The 18,582-nt window shown below is 69.2% G+C and carries 18 protein-coding genes and 1 pseudogene; 18 read left to right on the top strand and 1 reads right to left on the bottom strand.

The features are described from left to right. Nucleotides 1-7: 7 nt before the first annotated feature. From JUB11_RS18375 to JUB11_RS18345, 7 genes are all read left to right on the top strand, one after another. On the top strand, nt 8-1,018 hold the full coding sequence (locus JUB11_RS18375; protein WP_207460030.1) for a zinc-binding alcohol dehydrogenase family protein: 1,011 nt from the start codon (nt 8-10) through the stop codon (nt 1,016-1,018). 121 nt (nt 1,019-1,139) lie between these two features. Beyond that, entirely contained in the window at nt 1,140-2,720 is a 1,581-nt protein-coding gene (locus JUB11_RS18370) for a sugar ABC transporter ATP-binding protein (protein WP_207460029.1), read from the top strand. Further along, on the top strand, nt 2,717-3,703 hold the full coding sequence (locus JUB11_RS18365; RefSeq protein WP_207460028.1) for an ABC transporter permease: 987 nt from the start codon (nt 2,717-2,719) through the stop codon (nt 3,701-3,703). Before JUB11_RS18370 ends, JUB11_RS18365 begins: the two co-directional genes overlap by 4 nt. A 39-nt stretch (nt 3,704-3,742) precedes the next feature. Beyond that, complete coding sequence (locus JUB11_RS18360; protein ID WP_207460027.1) at nt 3,743-4,684, top strand: ABC transporter substrate-binding protein; 942 nt, start codon at nt 3,743-3,745, stop codon at nt 4,682-4,684. A gap of 95 nt (nt 4,685-4,779) precedes the next feature. Further along, the gene (locus tag JUB11_RS18355) at nt 4,780-5,796 is read left to right on the top strand and encodes an aldo/keto reductase (RefSeq protein ID WP_207460026.1); all 1,017 of its coding nucleotides are present in this window, start codon (nt 4,780-4,782) and stop codon (nt 5,794-5,796) included. A gap of 14 nt (nt 5,797-5,810) precedes the next feature. Further along, on the top strand, nt 5,811-6,242 hold the full coding sequence (locus JUB11_RS18350) for an RbsD/FucU domain-containing protein (protein WP_207460025.1): 432 nt from the start codon (nt 5,811-5,813) through the stop codon (nt 6,240-6,242). A 56-nt stretch (nt 6,243-6,298) separates the two neighbouring features. After that, nucleotides 6,299-7,045, top strand: a complete 747-nt coding sequence (locus tag JUB11_RS18345) for an SDR family oxidoreductase (RefSeq protein WP_207460024.1) — start codon at nt 6,299-6,301, stop codon at nt 7,043-7,045. A 37-nt stretch (nt 7,046-7,082) separates the two neighbouring features. Here JUB11_RS18345 and JUB11_RS18340 read toward each other — a convergent pair whose 3' ends face one another. Next, complete coding sequence (locus JUB11_RS18340; RefSeq protein ID WP_207460023.1) at nt 7,083-7,757, bottom strand: GntR family transcriptional regulator; 675 nt, start codon at nt 7,755-7,757, stop codon at nt 7,083-7,085. 232 nt (nt 7,758-7,989) lie between these two features. Here JUB11_RS18340 and JUB11_RS18335 point away from each other — a divergent pair, with 232 nt between their 5' ends. The 11 genes and pseudogenes from JUB11_RS18335 to JUB11_RS18290 all read left to right on the top strand — a co-directional run bounded on the left by JUB11_RS18335 (nt 7,990) and on the right by JUB11_RS18290 (nt 18,577). Continuing rightward, the gene (locus JUB11_RS18335) at nt 7,990-8,976 is read left to right on the top strand and encodes a sialic acid TRAP transporter substrate-binding protein SiaP (protein ID WP_207460022.1); all 987 of its coding nucleotides are present in this window, start codon (nt 7,990-7,992) and stop codon (nt 8,974-8,976) included. A 127-nt stretch (nt 8,977-9,103) separates the two neighbouring features. Continuing rightward, nucleotides 9,104-9,721: a TRAP transporter small permease gene (locus tag JUB11_RS18330; RefSeq protein WP_207460021.1), complete on the top strand. Its 618-nt coding sequence runs from the start codon at nt 9,104-9,106 to the stop codon at nt 9,719-9,721. A 6-nt stretch (nt 9,722-9,727) separates the two neighbouring features. Next, nucleotides 9,728-11,134, top strand: a complete 1,407-nt coding sequence (locus JUB11_RS18325; RefSeq protein WP_207460020.1) for a TRAP transporter large permease — start codon at nt 9,728-9,730, stop codon at nt 11,132-11,134. A gap of 222 nt (nt 11,135-11,356) precedes the next feature. Next, entirely contained in the window at nt 11,357-12,364 is a 1,008-nt protein-coding gene (locus JUB11_RS18320) for an ABC transporter substrate-binding protein (protein WP_207460019.1), read from the top strand. A gap of 82 nt (nt 12,365-12,446) precedes the next feature. Further along, nucleotides 12,447-13,880, top strand: a complete 1,434-nt coding sequence (locus tag JUB11_RS18315; protein ID WP_207460018.1) for a sugar ABC transporter ATP-binding protein — start codon at nt 12,447-12,449, stop codon at nt 13,878-13,880. A gap of 12 nt (nt 13,881-13,892) precedes the next feature. After that, the gene (locus JUB11_RS18310; RefSeq protein WP_207460017.1) at nt 13,893-14,867 is read left to right on the top strand and encodes an ABC transporter permease; all 975 of its coding nucleotides are present in this window, start codon (nt 13,893-13,895) and stop codon (nt 14,865-14,867) included. Further along, nucleotides 14,868-15,818 carry an ABC transporter permease gene (locus JUB11_RS18305; RefSeq protein ID WP_207460016.1) on the top strand — a complete coding sequence of 317 codons (951 nt, stop codon included), beginning with the start codon at nt 14,868-14,870 and terminating at the stop codon, nt 15,816-15,818. It begins immediately after the preceding gene. 39 nt (nt 15,819-15,857) lie between these two features. Beyond that, nucleotides 15,858-16,775 (top strand): SMP-30/gluconolactonase/LRE family protein, encoded by a 918-nt coding sequence (locus JUB11_RS18300; protein WP_247887151.1) that lies wholly within the window; start codon nt 15,858-15,860, stop codon nt 16,773-16,775. 11 nt (nt 16,776-16,786) lie between these two features. Continuing rightward, nucleotides 16,787-16,879, top strand: a pseudogene (locus JUB11_RS32830) (IS5/IS1182 family transposase); the annotation flags it as partial. Beyond that, nucleotides 16,860-17,177 carry a hypothetical protein gene (locus JUB11_RS18295; RefSeq protein ID WP_207460015.1) on the top strand — a complete coding sequence of 106 codons (318 nt, stop codon included), beginning with the start codon at nt 16,860-16,862 and terminating at the stop codon, nt 17,175-17,177. The pseudogene JUB11_RS32830 and the gene JUB11_RS18295, both read left to right, overlap by 20 nt. A 182-nt stretch (nt 17,178-17,359) precedes the next feature. Then, on the top strand, nt 17,360-18,577 hold the full coding sequence (locus JUB11_RS18290) for a GNAT family N-acetyltransferase (protein WP_207460014.1): 1,218 nt from the start codon (nt 17,360-17,362) through the stop codon (nt 18,575-18,577). Nucleotides 18,578-18,582: the final 5 nt, after the last annotated feature.

Below are 18,582 nucleotides of genomic sequence, written 5' to 3'. Positions count from 1 at the left end.
CGCCATCATGAAGTCGGTCATCTGCAACAAGCCTGGCGAACTCGCCGTCATCGACCGCGAGGAGCCCAAGGCCGGCCCCGGCGAGGTGCTGGTCCGCATCCGGCGCGTCGGCGTCTGCGGCACCGACATGCACATCTTCCAGGGCAAGCACCCCTTCCTGGAATACCCGCGCGTGATGGGCCACGAGCTGTCGGGCGTGGTCGCGGCGGACTCCCCCAGCGGGCGGCTGCGCGCGGGCGAGGAGGTCTACATCAACCCCTACATCGCCTGCGGCACCTGCCACGCCTGCAAGCGCGGCAAGCCGAACTGCTGCATGCGGATCGGGGTGCTCGGCGTCCACCGCGACGGCGGGCTGTGCGAGTATCTGGCCCTGCCGGAGGGGAACGTCTTCTCGGCTGAAGGCGTCGGGCTGGATCAGGCCGCGATGATCGAGTTCCTGGCCATCGGCGCCCACGCGGTCCGCCGGGCGAAGATCCGCTCGGGCGACCGCGTGCTGGTGATCGGCGCCGGCCCCATCGGCATCGGCGCCACCCTGTTCGCCGGGCTGAAGGGCGTCGAGGTGACGGCGCTCGACCTGCAGCAGCGGCGGCTGGACTTCGCCAGGCGCGCGCTCGGCGTCGCCGCCACGGTGGTGGCCGGGGACACGGCCAGGGACGAACTCTCCGCACTCACGGACGGCGACTTCTTCGACGTGGTGATCGACGCGACCGGCAACACCGGCTCGATCGAGCGCGGCTTCGATTACGTCGCCCATGGCGGCAGCTACGTTCTGGTGAGCGTGGTGAAGGACCGCATCTCCTTCTCCGACCCGGAGTTCCACAAGCGCGAGATGCGTCTGATCGGCAGCCGCAACGCGCTGGCCGAGGATTTCGAGGCGGTGCTGGCGGCGATGCGCGAGGGCCGCGTGCCGGCCGACCTGCTGATCACCCACCGCAGCCCGCTGGCCGAGGTCCCCGGCCGCTTCGCCGACTGGATCAAGCCGGAGAGCGGCGTGATCAAGGCCATGATCGAGGTCTGACCGGAAAAGCCTTCAGAGCACGCCTGAATAAAGCACGCCTTTGAGAAGCGCCGAAGACCGGGCCACAGAAGCCCGGGGGCGCGACGAAGAAAAGAAGATCCTGGGGAGGAAAAGTGCGATCATGGAGCCCGACATCGTCCCGGCGCCGCGCGGCGCCCCGCGCCGCCCAGCCGCCCCGGTCCTCGTCGCCGAGGGGCTGAGCAAGCAGTTCCCCGGCGTCAAGGCGCTGGACCGGGTCAGCTTCGACCTGCGTGCGGGCGAGGTGCACGCGCTGTGCGGGGAGAACGGCGCCGGCAAGTCCACGCTGATGAAGATCCTCACCGGCGTCTACCAGCCGGATGAGGGGCGCATCCTCTACAAGGGCGAGGAGCAGCGCTTCCGCACGGTGCTGGACGCGCCGCGCATGGGCATCGCCATCATCCACCAGGAACTGAACCTCGTGCCGCACCTGACGGTGGCCGAGAACATCTTCCTGGGGCGCGAGCCCAAGCGCGGCCCCTTCGTGGACCGCAAGCGCATGACGCGCGAGGCGGCGGCGCTGCTGAAGCGGCTGGCCGTGGACATCGCGCCGGGCTGCCTCGTGAAGTCGCTGCCGGTCGCGCGCCAGCAGATGGTGGAGATCGCCAAGGCGCTGTCGCTGAACGCCGAAGTGCTGATCATGGACGAGCCGACCTCCTCCCTGACGGAGAGCGAGACCGACCAGCTCTTCCAAATCATCCGTGAACTGAAGCGCGACGGCGTCGGCATCGTCTACGTGTCGCACCGGCTGGACGAGCTGAAGCACATCGTGGACCGCGTCACCGTGCTGCGCGACGGCGCCCATGTCTGGACCAAGGATTTCCAGCAGACCAGCGTGGCCGAGATCGTCAACGCGATGGTCGGCCGGTCGCTGTCCAGCGTCTTCCCGCAGCGCAGCTCCCGCCCCACGGCCGAGGTGATCCTCAAGGTCGAGGGGCTGTCGCGCCGGGGCGTGTTCGAGGATGTCGGCTTCGAGCTGCGGCGCGGCGAGATCCTGGGCTTCGCCGGCCTCATGGGGGCGGGGCGGACGGAGGTGGCGCGCGCCGTCTTCGGCGCCGACGCGCGGAGCGCCGGCACCATCACCCTGCACGGGCGGGAGATCCGCGTCTCCTCCCCCATCGACGCCATCGCCCAGGGCATCGCCTACCTGTCCGAGGACCGCAAGCACGACGGGCTCGCCGTGACCATGTCGGTGATGGAGAACCTGACCATCACCGACATCCCCGCGGTAACGGACCGCTTCGGCTTCCTGAGGCCGGGCCGCGAGCGCGCGGTGGCCGAGGAGTATGTCCGGCTCCTGAACATCCGCACGCCGTCCATCCACAAGACGGTCAAGAACCTGTCGGGCGGCAACCAGCAGAAGATCGTCATCGGCAAGTGGCTGTTCCGCAAGTCGAAGGTCCTGTTCTTCGACGAGCCGACGCGCGGCATCGACGTCGGCGCCAAGTTCGCGATCTACGAGCTGCTGGACCGGCTGGCCGCGGAGGGCATCGGGGTCGTGCTGATCAGCTCCGAGCTGCCGGAGATCCTCGGCGTGACGGACCGGGTCGTGGTGTTCCGCGAGGGCCGGGTGACCGGCCTGCTGGAGACGCGCGCGACCAGCCAGGAAGAAATCATGGAATACGCCTCCGGCCTGCCCGGCGCCGGTTCGCGCCCCACCCAGACCTTGGCGGTGACGCTATGACCGAAACGCAAAAAGACCTTCTCCAGAAATTCGCGGCACTCGCCACGCTGATCGTGCTGTCGGCCGTCTTCGCCATCACCAGCGAGTCCTTCCTGACGGTCGGCAACTCGATGACCGTGGCGCTCCAGACGACCTCCATCGCGCTGCTCGGCTTCGGGCTGACCTGCGTCATCATCACCGGCGGCATCGACCTCAGCGTCGGCTCGGTGCTGGCGCTCGCCGGCACGGCGGCCGGGCTGCTGGTCCAGGCCGGGCTGCCGGTCTGGCTGTCGATGCTCGCGGGCATGCTCGTCGGCGGGGTCTGCGGCTGGATCAACGGCGTCGTCATCACGCGGATGAAGCTGCCGCCCTTCATCGCGACGCTCGGCATGATGCTGGTGGCGCGCGGCGTCGCTCTGCAGCTCACCGGCGCGCGGCCGGTCTCGGGCCTCGGCGAGGATTTCGGGGAGCTGGGCAACGGCGCCCTCTTCCGCATCGTGCAGGAGACCGACGGCGGCTTCCCCGACGTGATCTTCCCGGGCATCCCCTACCCCGTCGTCATCATGGCGCTGGTCGGCATCGCGGTGGCGATCCTGCTGTCGCGCATGGGCTTCGGCCGGCACATCTACGCGGTGGGCTCAAACGAGGAGGCGGCGCGGCTGTCCGGCGTGGACGTCACGCGGGTGAAGGTCGGCGCCTACACCCTGTCGGGCTTCCTGGCCGGGCTGACCGGCTGCGTGCTGATGTCGCGGCTTGTCACCGCCCAGCCGAACGAGGGCGTCATGTACGAGCTGGACGCCATCGCCAGCGCGGTCATCGGCGGCTCGTCGCTGCTCGGCGGGGTGGGCTCGATCACCGGCACGGCCATCGGTGCCTTCGTGATCGGCATCCTGCGCAACGGGCTGAACATGAACGGCGTGTCGAGCTTCGTTCAGCAGATCATCATCGGGCTGGTCATCATCGGCGCGGTCTGGATCGACCAGATGCGCAACCGCCAGCGCTGACATCAAGAATCCGAAGAAACGCGAAAGGGAGGAAACATCATGAAGAAGCATGTCCTGGGATTGATCGCCGCCTCGGCCCTGATGGCGGCGGCGCCGCAGGCGATGGCGGCGGAGATCGCCGTGATCGTCAAGTCGGTCAACTCGAACTTCTGGCAGAACGTCCGCACCGGCGCGGAGGACGCCATCAAGAAGCAGTCCGGCTACACCATGACCTTCCAGGGCCCGGCCGCCGAATCCTCGGTCGCCGAGCAGGTCAACATGGTCGAGAACGCGGTGAACCGGAAGGTCGCCGGCATCGTGCTCGCCCCGTCCGACCCCGATGCGCTGATCCCCGTGATGAAGCGCGCCTGGGAGAGCCGCATCCCGGTCGTGCTGATCGACTCCATGGTTTCGGAGTCCGGCGCCAAGTATTACCAGTCCTTCCTCGCCACCGACAACGCGGCGGCCGGCGCCATGGCCGCCAAGCATCTTGTGGACACGATGGGCAAGACCGGCAAGGTCGCCATCATGTCCTACGTCGCGGGCGTCGGCTCGGAGATCGGGCGGGTCGGCGGCTTCAAGAAGTACCTCGCCGAGAACAGCAAGGTCGAGGTCGTCGGCACCTATTACTCGCAGTCGCAGATGGCGACCGCGCTGAACCAGACCACCGACATACTGGCCGCCAACCCCGACCTGACGGGCATCTTCGGCGCCAACGAGCCGACCGCCATCGGCATGGGCCGCGCCATCGCCCAGGCCGGCAAGTCGGGCAAGGTCGCCGCCGTCGGCTTCGACGGCAACGCCGACCTCCAGGGCTTCGTCAAGGACGGCACGCTGGGCGGCATCATCGTGCAGAGCTCCTACCAGATGGGCAACGCGGGCATCGAGACGGTCGCCAAGGTCATCAAGGGCGAGAAGGTCCAGAAGACCATCGACACCGGCGCCGTGCTGGTGACCAAGGGCAACATCGACAGCGCCGAGGCGAAGAACGTCCTCTACTGAGGCCATGCCCGGGCGCGGGGGAGCCCCCGCGCCCGTTTGGAACATACCCAGGCGCGGGAGCCCACTCCCGCGCCCGTTTGGGAGAAGACACCCTCATGACGGTCGACATCACGGCCCGCCGCACGGTCGGGCGCACCGGGCTCGCGGTCACCAGCGTCTCGCTCGGCAGCGCGCCGCTCGGCAACCTGTTCCAGCCGGTCTCCGACGAGGCGGCCCGCGCCACGCTCCAGGCGGCCTGGGACGCGGGCATCCGCCTGTTCGACACGGCCCCCTATTACGGCCATGGCCGCAGCGAGCGGCGCATCGGCGACTTCCTGCGCGGCCAGGACCGGGACGGCTACGTCCTGTGCAGCAAGGTCGGGCGCCTGCTGACGCCCCTGCGCGGCCGTCCGATGCCCGACTGCGGCTTCGCCGACCCGCTGCCCTTCGTGCCGGAGTATGATTACGGCTACGACGCCGTGATGCGCTCCTTCGAGGACAGCCTCCAGCGGCTGGGGCTCGACCGCATCGACATACTGCTGGGCCACGACATCGGCCGCATGACGCACGGCGACGCGCACGAGGCGCATTTCCGGACCTTCATGTCCGGCGGCCTGCGCGCGCTGGCCGAACTGAAGGCGTCCGGCGCCATCCGCGCCTACGGGCTCGGCGTCAACGAGACGGAGGTCTGCGAGGCGGTGCTGCGCGACGCCGACCTGGACTGCATCCTGCTCGCCGGGCGCTTCTCCCTGCTCGATCACAAGGGGGCACTCCCGCTGCTGGAGACCTGCACCCGGCGCGGCGTGTCGATCCTCGCCGGCGGGGTGTTCAATTCCGGCATCCTCGCCACCGGCCCGGTGCCGGGCGCCCGCTTCAACTACGAGGAGGCGCCGCCCGCCGTCATGGAGCGCGCCCGCCGGCTCCAGGAGGTCTGCGCCCGCCACGGCGTGCCGCTGCCGACGGCGGCGCTGCATTTCCCGCTGTCGCACCCCGCCGTCGCCTCCCTGCTGATCGGCGTCGCGGATCCGGAGCTGCTCCACCGCAACACCGCCGGGCTGCGGGCCGAGGTGCCCGCGGCACTCTGGGCCGACCTCATGGAATCGGGTCTGCTCGATGTTCCGGTGACGGCTTAAGCAAGGAGAGAGGCATGCTGAAGGGTATCGATCCGCTGCTCGGGCCGGAGCTGCTGCGCATCCTGCGCGCCATGGGGCATGGCGACGAGATCGTCATCGCCGACGCCAACTTCCCGGCGGAGGCCATGGGCCGCCCGCTGGTCCGGCTGGACGGCGTCAGCGCGACCGACGCCGCCGGGGCCGTCCTGAGCGTCCTGCCGCTCGACCAGTTCGAGCCGGAGGCGGCCTTCTGCATGCGCCAGGTGCACGCGCCGGACGAGCTGGCGCCGGTCTGCCTGGAGTTCGAGGCGATGGTGCGCCGGTCGTCGGACGGGCGCTTCGGGCTTGCCGGGATCGAGCGCTTCGCCTTCTATGAGCGGGCGCGCAAGGCCTTCGCCATCGTCGCGACGGGCGAGCGGCGCCTGTACGGCAACCTCATCCTGAAGAAGGGCGTCGTCGAGGCCTGAAAGGCCGGACGCGCCAACGCATCAAAGCGCATCAAGAAAAAGGACGGAGACGAGACATGACGGGAAGACTGGCCGGCAAGGTTGCGGTGATCACGGCCGCGGCGCAGGGCATCGGCCGGGCCACGGCGGAGTTGTTCGCGCGCGAGGGCGCGCGCGTCGTCGCCACCGACATCAACGAGGCGAAGCTGGCCGAGCTGACGCAGGGCGAGCTGGCGGGTGCCGGGATCGAGACGCGGCTTCTGAACGTGCTCGACGGCGAGGCCGTGCGGACCGTGTTCGGCGGGATCGGGCGCGTGGACGTGCTGTTCAACTGCGCGGGCGTCGTCCATGGCGGGACCATCCTCGACGTCAAGGACGAGGAGCTGGACTTCGCCTTCGACCTCAACGTCAAGGCGATGGTGCGCACGATCAAGGCGGTGCTGCCCGGCATGCTGGAGCGCGGCGACGGCGCCATCATCAACATGTCCTCGGTCGCCTCCAGCGTGAAGGGCGTACCCAACCGCTTCGCCTACCAGGCGACCAAGGCGGCCGTGGTCGGGCTGACCAAGTCGGTCGCGACCGACTTCGTGGCGAAGGGCATCCGCTGCAACGCGATCTGCCCCGGCACGGTCGAATCCCCCTCGCTCCAGGAGCGTCTGGCCGCGCAGGGCGACTACGAGGCGGCGCGCGCCGCCTTCATCGCCCGCCAGCCGATCGGCCGCATCGGCCAGCCGGGGGAGATCGCCGAGCTGGCGCTGCATCTGGCGACCGCGACCTACACCACCGGCCAGATCCACGTCATCGACGGCGGCTGGACCATGTGACCGGGGCGGGCGGGGACCGGAACGGGGCTCCCGCCCGTCAGGCGTGCTGGGCCTCCGGCTCGGACAGCAGCGCCATGTAATTGTGCGTGGTGTCGCGGATGTGGCGCGACAGGCGGGCGCGGGCGCCGGGGCCGTCCTTCGCGGCGACGAGCGCCAGGATCTCCCGGTGCTCGGCGAGCGAGGACTCGTTCAGCGCCTGGTTCGCCGACAGGCGCGACCGCAGCGCCTGGACGCGGAAGGACATGCCGGCGAAGGCGTTGGCGAGGTAGCTGTTGCCGCAATGGTCGAAGATGAGCTGATGGAACTGGGCGTCCTGGATGCGGTAGCCGGCCCCGTCGCCGGCCTCGTTCGCCCGCGCCATGGCCCCGATCACCGCGGCCATGTCCCCGGCCAGCGCGTCGGCGTGGCGCGCGATGGCGAGGCCGATGGCGTTGGTCTCCAGGATCTCGCGGTACTCGCTGATCTCCGCGATCTCCTCCGGCGTCATCTGGAAGACGAAGCTGCCGCGCTGCGGCTGGATGTCCACCAGCCCCTCCATCTTGAGCTGAAGGAGCGCCTCGCGCACGGGCGTCTTGCTGACCCCCATCTCGCCGGCGAGCGTGCTTTCCGACAGGGCCTCGCCGAGCTGGAAGTCGCCGCGGATGATGCGCGTGCGGATGATGTCCACCGCCTGCTGGGTCAGCGAGGCCGGTCTCTGCAGCTTTGGGCTCATCCTGCATTCCCCCCTGCGGCAGCGTTCCGGCATGCGCAAGCGTTCCGGCGAAGGGCGGCGCCTGTCTTTCAGGGGCGCGCCGCCGGGCTTAAAAACGCTTGCATCCCCAACAATTCGCTGCTCATATCTTAGATATAACGAAGCGCTGGCCCGATTGCCAGCACGACATGGGCCGGGGCTGAACCGCAGCGAACCAACCGGCGATGTCGGTTCTCTAGGGGGGAGAATGACCATGTTCCCGATCACACGCCGTGCCGCCATCGGCCTCGCCCTCGTACTGGCGGCCCCGCTCGCCGCCGCGACGGACGCCAGCGCCCAGACGAAGCTGAAATGGGCCCACGTCTACGAGACGTCGGAGCCCTTCCACACCCAGTCGGTCTGGGCCGCGCAGGAAATCGCCAAGCGCACCAACAACCGCTACCAGATCGACGTCTTCCCGGCCTCGCAGCTCGGCAAGGAAGCGGACATCAACCAGGGCCTGTCGCTCGGCACCGTGGACATGATCATCTCCGGCTCCAGCTTCGCCGCGCGCGCCTACCCGCCCATCGGCGTCACCTACTACCCCTACATCTTCCGCGACCCGCAGCATCTCCTGACCTTCTCGAAGAGCGACGTGTTCGAGAACCTCGCCAAGGGCTACGAGGAGAAGACCGGCCACCACATCGTCTCGCTGAGCTACTACGGCACGCGCCACACCAGCTCGAACAAGCCGGTCAAGACCTGCGCCGACATGAAGGGGCTCAAGATCCGCGTGCCCGACGCGCCGGCCTACCTCGCCATGCCGCGCGCCTGCGGCGCCAACCCGACGCCGATCGCCTTCGCGGAGGTCTATCTGGCGCTGCAGAACGGCACGGTGGACGCGCAGGAGAACCCGCTGACGACCATCGAGGCCAAGAAGTTCTTCGAGGTGCAGAAGCACATCGTGCTGACCGGCCACATCGTGGACAGCCTCAACACCATCGTCTCCAAGTCGGTCTGGTCGAAGCTGTCGCCGGAGGACAAGAAGATCTTCACCGAGGTGACGCAGGAGGCGGCCTCCCGCACCACCCAGGAGATCCAGGTGAAGGAGAAGGAGCTGGTGGAAGGCTTCCGCCAGCGTGGCCTGACCGTCACCGAGGTGAACACGGCGGAGTTCCGCGACGCGGTGCTGAAAGCCGTGACGCCGGAGAGCGCCGGCTACCGCAAGGCCGACTGGGACGCGATCCAGGCCCTGAAGTAAGGGTCCCGTCGTAAAGGAGCCTCCCGCCGGGGGCCCTTCGATCCAAGCGGCCACCCCTCCTCCGGCACCGCGCGGCATTCGCGCGGTGCCGCTGGACCGGGTGGCCGCGCTGCTTGCAGAGGAACGCATGACAAGCTACGCCAAGGGCGGCGCGCCGGGTGGCGCAGGGGGCGGCGCGGGCGAGGTCCACAAGCCCCTCGACGCCCAGGAACTCGCCCACAGCTTCGAGGAGGAGGCCCCGCCGGCCGACCTCTCCCCCTACGCCGTGGAAGACTGGGCCACGGCCGCCCTGTTCTGGTTCATGGCGGTCGTGGTCTTCCTCCAGTTCTTCACGCGCTACGCGCTGAACGATTCGCTCTACTGGACGGAGGAGATCGCCTCCTACTGCCTGGTGGCGCTGGTCTTCGTGGGCTCCGCCATGTGCGTGCGGCTATCGCGCCACATCCAGGTGGACATCCTCTTCCGCTTCCTGCCGGCCGGTGCCGCGCGGGTGCTGTCCACGGCGGTGGACCTGATCCGCACGGCCTTCTTCGCCTACCTGACGCACCTGATGTGGCGCTTCACGGAGATCGTCGGCGAGGAGGCCATGGTCACCATCGACCTGCCCAAGGGGCTTGTCTACTACACGGTGGTCGCCGGCTGCGCGCTTATGTTCCTGCGTTCGCTCCAGGTGACGGTCGTGAACTGGCGGCGCGGCTATTCGATCCTGGAACGGCCCGAGGCCTTCGACGGGACGGGAGTGTAAGGCATCATGTGGATTCTGATCGGCACCTTCCTCGGCCTCATGCTGCTGGGGCTTCCCGTCGCCGTGGCGCTCGCCGGCTCCTCGCTGGTCTACATCGTCGTGACCGGCTCCGTGCCCGACGTGGTGCTGGCGCAGCGCATGTTCGCGGGCGTCGAGAGCTTCCCGCTGCTGGCCGTGCCCTTCTTCATCCTGGCCGGCAACCTGATGAACATCGCCGGCGTCACCGGCCGCATCTACAACTTCGCGGTGGCGCTGGTCGGCTGGATGCGCGGCGGGCTGGGCCAGGTGAACATCGTCGGCTCGGTGATCTTCTCCGGCATGTCGGGCACCGCCATCGCCGACGCGGCCGGCCTCGGCACCATCGAGATCAAGGCCATGAAGGACCATGGCTACAACACGGAATTCGCGGTCGGCGTGACGGCGGCCTCGGCCACGCTGGGGCCGATCATCCCGCCGTCCCTGCCTTTCGTGATCTACGGCATGATGGCCAACGTCTCCATCGGCGCGCTCTTCCTGGCCGGGCTGATCCCGGGCGTGCTGATGACGCTGTTCATGATGGGCACGGTCGCCTTCATCGCGCGGCGCAACAACTGGGGCGGCGACATGGAGTTCGAGTGGAAGCGGCTGGGCGCCGCCTCCATCGAGATCCTGGTGGTGCTGGCCTTCCCGATGGGCGTGTGGCTGATGACCCTGGCCGGCGTCTCCCCCAACTGGGCCATCGGCATCGGGCTCGCCGTCCTGCTGGCCGCCGACTGGTACTTCGACTTCTCCGCCGTGATGGCGCTGATGGCGCCGGTCATCCTGATCGGCGGCATGACGCTCGGCTGGTTCACCCCGACGGAGGCCGCGGTGGCCGCCGTCATCTGGTCGCTGTTCCTGGGGCTGGTGCGCTACCGCTCCATGACCTTCCGCTCGCTCGCCAAGGCCACCTTCGACACGGTGGAGACGACGGCGTCCGTCCTGTTCATCGTCACCGCCGCCTCGATCTTCGCCTGGCTGCTGACCGCCAGCCAGGCGGCCCAGCTGCTGTCGGACGCGATCCTCGGCCTGACGCAGAACAAGTGGGTGTTCCTGTTCCTGGCGAACCTGCTGATCCTGTTCGTCGGCTGCTTCATCGACACCATCGCGGCGATCACCATCCTCGTGCCGATCCTGCTGCCCATCGTGCTGAAGCTCGGCATCGACCCGCTGCATTTCGGGCTGGTCATGGTGCTGAACCTGATGATCGGCCTGCTGCACCCGCCGCTGGGCATGGTGCTGTTCGTGCTGGCGCGCGTCGCCAAGCTGTCGGTGGAGCGGACCACCATGGCGATCCTGCCCTGGCTCATCCCGCTCTTCGCCGCCCTCATCGCCATCACCTACATCCCCGAGCTGACCCTCTGGCTGCCCCGCACGCTCGGGCTCGGCAAGTAGGCGGCGAACGGCGGAACCGCCCGACCCTGCCAAGGCCCGCGGCTCCGCCGCGGGCCTTTTTTCTGGCCGCACCCCGCCCGCACTTACAGATATCAGAAGCGATATCGGTACCCCCGGGAAATCATATTGGTCAGCTATCCCCGCCTTCTGTAAGCTGACTGTCCGCTCCACCCGCAAAGCCAAGAAGACGCGCCGCAAGGCCGCGCCCCCGGAGGAAACCCCATGATGCTCAAAGCCCTCGCCACCTCGGCCGTGGCCCTCATGATCGCCGCCGGCCCGGCGCTCGCCGACACCGCGGACAAGCGCATCGCCCTGTCCAACAACTACGCCGGAAACACCTGGCGCCAGACCATGCTGCAGAGCTGGGAGAAGGTCGCCAAGGACGCCGTGGCCAAGGGCATCGTCGCCGAGGCCACCGCCTTCACCACCGCCGAGAACCAGGTGACGGAGCAGGCGGCGCAGATCCAGAACATGATCCTCCAGGGCTACGACGCCATCGTGGTGGACGCGGCCTCGCCGACGGCGCTGAACGGCTCGGTCAAGGCGGCCTGCGACGCGGGCATCGTCGTCGTCTCCTTCGACGGCATCGTGACGGAGCCCTGCGCCTACCGCGTCCAGGTGGACTTCAAGGAGCTGGGCCGCAAGCAGGTCGAGTATCTCGCGACGCGCCTGCCCAAGGGCGGCAACCTGCTGGAGATCCGCGGCCTCGCCGGCAGCTCCATCGACGAGGACATCCACGCCGGCATCCTCCAGGGCATCGAGAAGCACCCGCAGTTCAAGATCGTCGCGGCGGTCAACGGCGACTGGACCCAGACGGTGGCGCAGCGCGCCGTGGCCGGCGTCCTGCCGAGCCTGCCGGCCATCGACGCCATCGTGACGCAGGGCGGCGACGGCACGGGTGCGGCCGAGGCCTTCCGCATCGCCGGCCGGCCGACGCCGATCATCATCCTCGGCAACCGCCAGGACGAGCTGGCCTGGTGGAAGCAGCAGAACGCCGCCAACGGCTACGAAACCTTCTCCGCCACCATCGCGCCGGGCATCGCCACGCTGGCCTTCTGGGTCGCGCAGCAGGTGCTGGACGGCAAGGAGTTCCCGAAGGACATCGTCGCCCCCTACCTGACCGTCTCCAAGGCCGATCTGGACACGGTGCTGGCCGCCACCCAGCCGGGCGGCGTCGCCAACGTCGAATACAGCCAGGCCGACGCCCAGAAGATCCAGGCCGCCAAGTAAGCCGCCGGCCTCGAGGACACCAGGCGGCGGCGCTCCGACGCGCCGCCGCCCGGCATGACGTGCCGAAAAAAGGAAGCCGCCGATGACCAGCCGGACCGTCATCACCCTGTCGGGCGTGGCGAAGAGTTTCGGCGCCGTGAAGGCGCTGACGGGCGTCGACCTCGCCCTGCAGAGCGGGGAATGCCTTGGCCTCGTCGGCCACAACGGCGCCGGCAAGTCCACGCTGATGAACGTGCTGGCCGGCACGCTGGCGCCCGACGGCGGGCGGCTGATGATCGACGGCACCCTGCTGGACCGCTCCTATTCCGTCTTCCGCGCCCACGCGCTGGGGGTGCGCTGCGTCTTCCAGGAGCTGTCGCTCTGCGGCAACCTGACGGTCGCGGAGAACACGCGGGTCTTCCACCCGCACCTGCGCGGCTTCGGCTGGAAGAAGCGCTCGGCCGCGCTGATCGGCGCCATGCTGGACGACATCTTTCCCGGCCACGGCATCGCCCCCGGCACGCCCGTGTCGGAGCTGTCGATCGCCCAGCGCCAGATGGTGGAGATCGCCCGCGCCTTCACCGTCACCGACACGCCGTTGCGCTTCGTGATCCTGGACGAGCCGACCTCCTCGCTCGACGCCTCGCGCGCCGGCCAGCTCCTGTCCTTCGTCCGCCGGCAGGTGGCGGCGGGGATCGGGGTGATCCTCATCTCCCACATGCTGCACGAGATCCTGGAGACGGCCGACCGCGTCGTCATCATGCGCGACGGGCGGGTCGTGGCGGTGGACGCCGCCTCGGCCTACGACCGCGAGGGGCTGGTGGTCGCCATGGGCGGCCTCGCCCATCACCAGGCCCAAGCGCGCGAGGCCCGCGCCGCCAACGGCGCGGAGATCCGGGTGCGGGCGGAGCGGGGTTCCGCCTTCACCGCGCGGGCCGGCGAGATCGTCGGGCTGGGCGGCCTCGCCGCGCACGGCCAGACCGACCTGCTGCTGTCCGTCTTCCGGGCGGCACAGCGCCGCACCGCCGGGGTCAGCGTGTCGGGCACGGTGGCGATGGTCGCAGGGGATCGCCAGCGCGACGGCGTCTTCCCGCTCTGGTCCATCAAGCAGAACATCGGCGTCCGCTCGCTGAAGGCCGCCCGCCGCGGGCTGCTGATCGACCCCGACCGGGAGAACCGGCTGGCCGAGGAGTGGCGCACCCGCATCGGGATCCGCGCGCCCGACCTCGACCTCGGCATCCTGTCCCTGTCCGGCGGCAACCAGCAGAAGGCGCTGTTCGCCCGGGCGCTCGGCTCCGACGCGCAGATCATTCTGATGGACGATCCGATGCGCGGAGTGGACGTGCAGACCAAGCGCGAGGTCTACCGGTTGATCCGCGACGAGGCGGACCGGGGCCGCACCTTTCTCTGGTACACGACCGAAATGGAAGAACTCTACGAATGCGACCGCGTGTACGTGTTCCGCAACGGCGCCATCTCCGCCGACCTGGGCCAGGGCCAGCTCACCGAGGAGCGGATCCTGCAGGCCTCCTTCTGACGGAGCGCAAGCATGACCGCTAACGCCCTCCCCTCGCGCAACGCCCTCTTCTCGCGCAACGCCCTCCTGTCGCGCAATGCATTGCGCGCGGCCCTGCCGGCCGTGACGCTCCTCCTGCTGCTCGGCACCATTTTCTGGATCCAGCCGCGCGCGATGACGCCCTTCGGCATCAACCTGATGCTGAACCTTGCCGTGCCCATCGTGCTGGCCACCATGGCGCAGCTCTTCGTCATGACGGTCAACGACCTGGATCTGTCCATCGGCGGCTTCGTCGGGCTGAGCGCCTGCATCGGCGCCACCTGGCTGAACCAGACGCCGCTGCTGGGGGTGGCGGCGCTGGCCGCCTGCATCCTGGCCTATGCGGGGCTGGGCGCGCTGATCCATCTGCGCCGCCTGCCCTCGATCGTGGTCACGCTCGGCATGTCCTTCGTCTGGCTGGGGCTGGCGGTGATCCTGCTGCCGACGCCGGGCGGTGCCGCACCGGGCTGGCTGAAGTCGCTGATGGCCTTCAAGCCGCCCTACCTGCCCTTCCCCATCCTCGCCTCCATCGTCATAGCGCTGTTGGTGCATGTCGGGCTGATGCGCACCTCCTACGGCGCCATCCTGCGCGGCTTCGGCGGCAACCCGCAGGCGATGCGGCGCTCCGGCTGGTCGAGCCTGCGGGCGACCATGACGATGTACGCGCTGGCCGGTCTGTTCGGTGTGCTGTCGGGGCTGGCGCTGCTGGGCATCTCCACCTCGGCGGACGCCAACATCGCGCTACGCTACACGCTGCTGTCCATCGCCGGGGCGATCCTCGGCGGCTGCGAGTTCACGGGCGGGCGCGTCTCCCCCGTCGGCGCCGTGCTCGGCGCGCTGACCCTGGCGCTGGCCGGCTCGGCGCTGACCTTCCTGCGCATCTCGCCCGACTGGCAGGTGGGGGCGCAGGGCGCGATCCTGATCGCCGTGCTGGCGCTGCGCGCCTTCGTGGTCCGCAAGGAGGACTGAATGACCCTCTCCGCCCTGCTCCCGACCCGCAAGCCCTGGTTCTGGTCCTTCGCGGCGGCCTTCGCCGCCTGGGGAATGCTCGTCCTCTTCCTTCAGGGGCGCGGCGCCGACGAGGCGGTCACCGCATCGCTCGCCTTCGCGGCCTTCTTCGTCATCGTCGGGCTGGGCCAGATGATGGTCATCACGCTGGGGCCGGGCAACATCGACCTGTCCATCCCCGCCACCATCACGCTGGCCGCCGTTGTCGCCATGCGGGTGATGGGGGGCGAGGACGCGAACATCCCGCTCGGCGTCCTGGCGGCCTTGGGCTGCGGCGTCGCGGTGGGGCTGTTCAACAACGTGCTGATCCACCTGCTGCGCATGCCGCCAATCATCGCGACCCTGTCGGCGAGCTTCCTGATCCAGTCCGCCGCCATCAGCTACGGGCGTGGGCTTCAGGTCCGCCCGCCGCAGGCCTTGCAGGACTTCGCCACGGCGCGGCTCTACGGCGTGCCGGTCAACGCGGTCTGCGCGGTGCTGCTGGCCGCCGTGGTGGGCGTGGTGCTGGCGCGCACGGTGTACGGCCGGTCGGTGCTGGCGGTGGGACAGAACCCGCGGGCGGCCTGGCTGGCCGGGGTGCGGGTGGGGCTGGTGCGCTCCGCCACCTATGTGCTGTGCGCGGTCTTCGCGGCGCTGTGCGGCGTGCTGCTGGCGGGATTCTCGGGCGGTGCCTCGCTCGACATGGGGCAGGAATATCTGCTGGCCTCCATCGCCGTGGTGGTCATCGGCGGCTGCTCGGTCGCCGGTGGCCGGGCCAACGTGCCGGGGATCTGGGGCGCCTCGCTGTTCCTGTTCCTGCTGGTCAGCATGCTCAACAGCATGGGGCTCGGCGCCGGATTCCGGCTGGTCCTGACCGGCCTCATCATCATCGCCGTCATCACGCTGGCCGGCGGTGAGCCCGCGCAGCGCTGAGCGCCAAAGCAAAAAATCATTCGGGAAGGAAACGACACCATGTCGATGGTCGGGGATCACCTGGAATATTTCGACCGCCGCTTCTACGAGCTGACGGTGCCGATCGCCCCCCTGGAGACGCTGTACACCGGCTGCCGCTGGGCGGAGGGCCCGGTCTGGTTCGCCGACGGCAACTGTCTGGTCTGGAGCGACATCCCGAACAACCGCATGCTGCGCTGGGTCCCGGACCTGGGCGTCGGCGTCTTCCGGGCCAACGCCAACTACTCCAACGGCAACACGCGCGACCGCGAGGGCCGGCTGGTGACCTGCGAGCATGGCGGCCGCCGCGTGACGCGGACCGAGCCGGACGGCAGCCTGACCGTGCTGGCCGACCGCCACGACGGCAAGCGCCTGAACTCCCCCAATGACGTGGTGGTGCGGTCCGACGGCACGGTCTGGTTCACCGACCCGCCCTACGGCATCCTGTCCGACTATGAGGGCTACAAGGCCCCGCAGGAGCAGGCGGGCTGCTACGTCTACCGGCTCGACCCCGCCACGGGCGAGCTGCGCGTCGCGGCGGACGATTTCGTCAAGCCGAACGGCCTCGCCTTCTCCCCCGACGAGCGCACGCTCTACATCGCCGATTCCGGCGCCAGCCACGGCGACGACCAGCCCCACCACATCCGCGCCTTCTCCGTCGGCGAGGACGGCCGCCTGTCGGAAGGCCGCGTCTTCGCCACCATCTCCCCCGGCGTGCCGGACGGCATGCGGGTGGACGTGGAGGGCAACGTCTGGACCAGTGCGCGCGACGGGGTGGTCTGCTACGCCCCCGACGGCACGCCGCTGGGCAAGGTCCGCATCCCGCAGATGGTGTCGAACCTGACCTTCGGTGGTGCCCGCCGCAACACGCTCTTCATCACCGCGACCTCCACCGTCTACGCGCTGAGCCTCGGGGTGGCGGGCGCCGGCCGGGCCTGAGGCAGTGGGGCGGGCCGCTTCACCTGCTGGTGGACAACACCGGGCTGACGCTGTGTGGGCCGGGCGAATGGTTGATCGAGAAGCATGCATCATCCAGAGGCCGCGGTCGTGACGCCGCCTCGGGCGGATGCCGTTCTCAGCGACACGGCCGCCAGGGCGCCTGCTCAGCGCGACCGCCACACCCAGGCGATCGCCGCGACCGGTCGCATGGCTTGGCAGCGGGCCAGCGAATATAACCGAGGAGCCCGCGTCGAGGGCCAGACCGGGCGCTGGAAGCAGGTCATCGGTGATGGACCGCGTTTCCATACCGACAAGGCGCGGGCCACCGAGGTTGCCATCGCTGCCGAGGTCCTCAATCGCACGCTCGACCTCGGACGCCCGGAGTCCGTCCGTGCCGCCTGATCAAAGGTGGGGATGGGGCGATCTGTTGCCCTCCTCGTCTCAATGCAACGCGCTGCCGCTCGTCCGAAATTTTCCGGCATGCGCATCCAACCGGTGATCCGCCGTGTATGGGGTGGACCTGCAGGGCCGCGGAAAAGCCGCGCCCACCGCATCCAGGCCGCCCGGTTCCGGAGACGCTCGACATGGATCACAGGATGTTCACCGGAACGGACCACCTCCCTTCCGGCATTCCCTCTTTCGACATCGACCTGCGGCCACTGGACGCGGCCCGGGATCTGGAGCCGGTCTGGCGCTCTCTGGAGGATCGCGCCGACCCCTCCTTCTTCCTGTCCTGGCACTGGATCGGCAGCTGGCTCGAGTGCCTGCCGGACGGCGTGCGCCCCCATCTGCTGACGGCCCGGCATGACGGCGAGATGGTCGGTCTCGCGGTTCTCTGCCCCCGCACGGTGCGTCGGTTCGGCCTGCTGCCGGCGCGCCGCTGGTTCCTGCACGAGACCGGGGATGCCCTGTTCGACCGGATCTTCATGGAATACAACGGCCTGCTCGTGGACCGCCGCTGGGCCGCCGCGGTGACCGAAGCCTGCCTTTTCTGGCTGCACCGGAGCCTGCCCCGCCGGGACGAGCTGGTTCTGAGCGGCCTCGACGCGCTGACGGACGGGGCGGCGCGCCACGTCGCGGAACGGCTCGGCGGCCGGCTGGAACTCCGCACCGGAGATCTGTGCCGTTATGTGGATCTGGAGCCGGTGCGGCGGGCGGGCGGCGATTACCGCGCCTCGCTCGGCCGCAACACGCGGGCGGCCGTCCGCCGGACCGAACGTCTCTATGCCGGACGCGGACCGCTGGCCTTCCGCGTCGCCGGAACGGTGGAGGAGGCGCTTGCCGATTTCGAACGGCTGGAGACGCTGCACCAGGCGCACTGGACCGCGCGCGGAAAGCCGGGAGCCTTCGCGAATCCCGCTTTCCGTCCCTTTCACCGGACGCTGATCCGCCGCGGCGTTCCGGCCGGCGCCGTCCGCCTGTGCCGGGTCGGGGCAGGCGGTGAAACCATCGGCATCCTCTACAACTTCGCCTACCGCGGCCAGGTGCTGAATTACCAGGGAGGCTTCGCCTATGAGCCGGACAACAGGCTGAAGCCGGGCGTGCTGAGCCATGTGCTGGCCATCGAGGACAGCCTGGAGCGGGGAGAGCGTTGCTATGACTTCATGTCCACGCCATCGGGCCACAAACCGCTGCTGGCGAACGCCCAGAGACCCATGAACTGGCTCGTGTTCGGCCCTTACGGCGTCGCCCACCGGTTCGAGGCCGGACTGCGGCGGGCGGGCACCGGAACCGCGAGACGCTGCCGTCAGGCGCTCCACGATCTGGTCCAGCGGCAGAAGGACGCCGTCACGGCACGATGACGATG

It is taken from the genome of Azospirillum sp. SYSU D00513, assembly GCF_017356015.1.
In the GTDB taxonomy this organism is placed as follows: Bacteria; Pseudomonadota; Alphaproteobacteria; order Azospirillales; family Azospirillaceae; genus Azospirillum.
This window is presented reverse-complemented; position numbering and strand designations above follow the sequence as displayed.

What these genes read in the sequence shown, in the direction of transcription:
- JUB11_RS18375 (WP_207460030.1), top strand. Translation starts at nt 8, where the DNA reads ATGAAGTCGGTCATCTGCAACAAGCCTGGCGAACTCGCCGTCATCGAC.
- JUB11_RS18370 (WP_207460029.1), top strand. Translation starts at nt 1,140, where the DNA reads ATGGAGCCCGACATCGTCCCGGCGCCGCGCGGCGCCCCGCGCCGCCCA.
- JUB11_RS18365 (WP_207460028.1), top strand. Translation starts at nt 2,717, where the DNA reads ATGACCGAAACGCAAAAAGACCTTCTCCAGAAATTCGCGGCACTCGCC.
- JUB11_RS18360 (WP_207460027.1), top strand. Translation starts at nt 3,743, where the DNA reads ATGAAGAAGCATGTCCTGGGATTGATCGCCGCCTCGGCCCTGATGGCG.
- JUB11_RS18355 (WP_207460026.1), top strand. Translation starts at nt 4,780, where the DNA reads ATGACGGTCGACATCACGGCCCGCCGCACGGTCGGGCGCACCGGGCTC.
- JUB11_RS18350 (WP_207460025.1), top strand. Translation starts at nt 5,811, where the DNA reads ATGCTGAAGGGTATCGATCCGCTGCTCGGGCCGGAGCTGCTGCGCATC.
- JUB11_RS18345 (WP_207460024.1), top strand. Translation starts at nt 6,299, where the DNA reads ATGACGGGAAGACTGGCCGGCAAGGTTGCGGTGATCACGGCCGCGGCG.
- JUB11_RS18340 (WP_207460023.1), bottom strand. Translation starts at nt 7,757, where the DNA reads ATGAGCCCAAAGCTGCAGAGACCGGCCTCGCTGACCCAGCAGGCGGTG.
- JUB11_RS18335 (WP_207460022.1), top strand. Translation starts at nt 7,990, where the DNA reads ATGTTCCCGATCACACGCCGTGCCGCCATCGGCCTCGCCCTCGTACTG.
- JUB11_RS18330 (WP_207460021.1), top strand. Translation starts at nt 9,104, where the DNA reads ATGACAAGCTACGCCAAGGGCGGCGCGCCGGGTGGCGCAGGGGGCGGC.
- JUB11_RS18325 (WP_207460020.1), top strand. Translation starts at nt 9,728, where the DNA reads ATGTGGATTCTGATCGGCACCTTCCTCGGCCTCATGCTGCTGGGGCTT.
- JUB11_RS18320 (WP_207460019.1), top strand. Translation starts at nt 11,357, where the DNA reads ATGATGCTCAAAGCCCTCGCCACCTCGGCCGTGGCCCTCATGATCGCC.
- JUB11_RS18315 (WP_207460018.1), top strand. Translation starts at nt 12,447, where the DNA reads ATGACCAGCCGGACCGTCATCACCCTGTCGGGCGTGGCGAAGAGTTTC.
- JUB11_RS18310 (WP_207460017.1), top strand. Translation starts at nt 13,893, where the DNA reads ATGACCGCTAACGCCCTCCCCTCGCGCAACGCCCTCTTCTCGCGCAAC.
- JUB11_RS18305 (WP_207460016.1), top strand. Translation starts at nt 14,868, where the DNA reads ATGACCCTCTCCGCCCTGCTCCCGACCCGCAAGCCCTGGTTCTGGTCC.
- JUB11_RS18300 (WP_247887151.1), top strand. Translation starts at nt 15,858, where the DNA reads ATGTCGATGGTCGGGGATCACCTGGAATATTTCGACCGCCGCTTCTAC.
- JUB11_RS18295 (WP_207460015.1), top strand. Translation starts at nt 16,860, where the DNA reads ATGCATCATCCAGAGGCCGCGGTCGTGACGCCGCCTCGGGCGGATGCC.
- JUB11_RS18290 (WP_207460014.1), top strand. Translation starts at nt 17,360, where the DNA reads ATGGATCACAGGATGTTCACCGGAACGGACCACCTCCCTTCCGGCATT.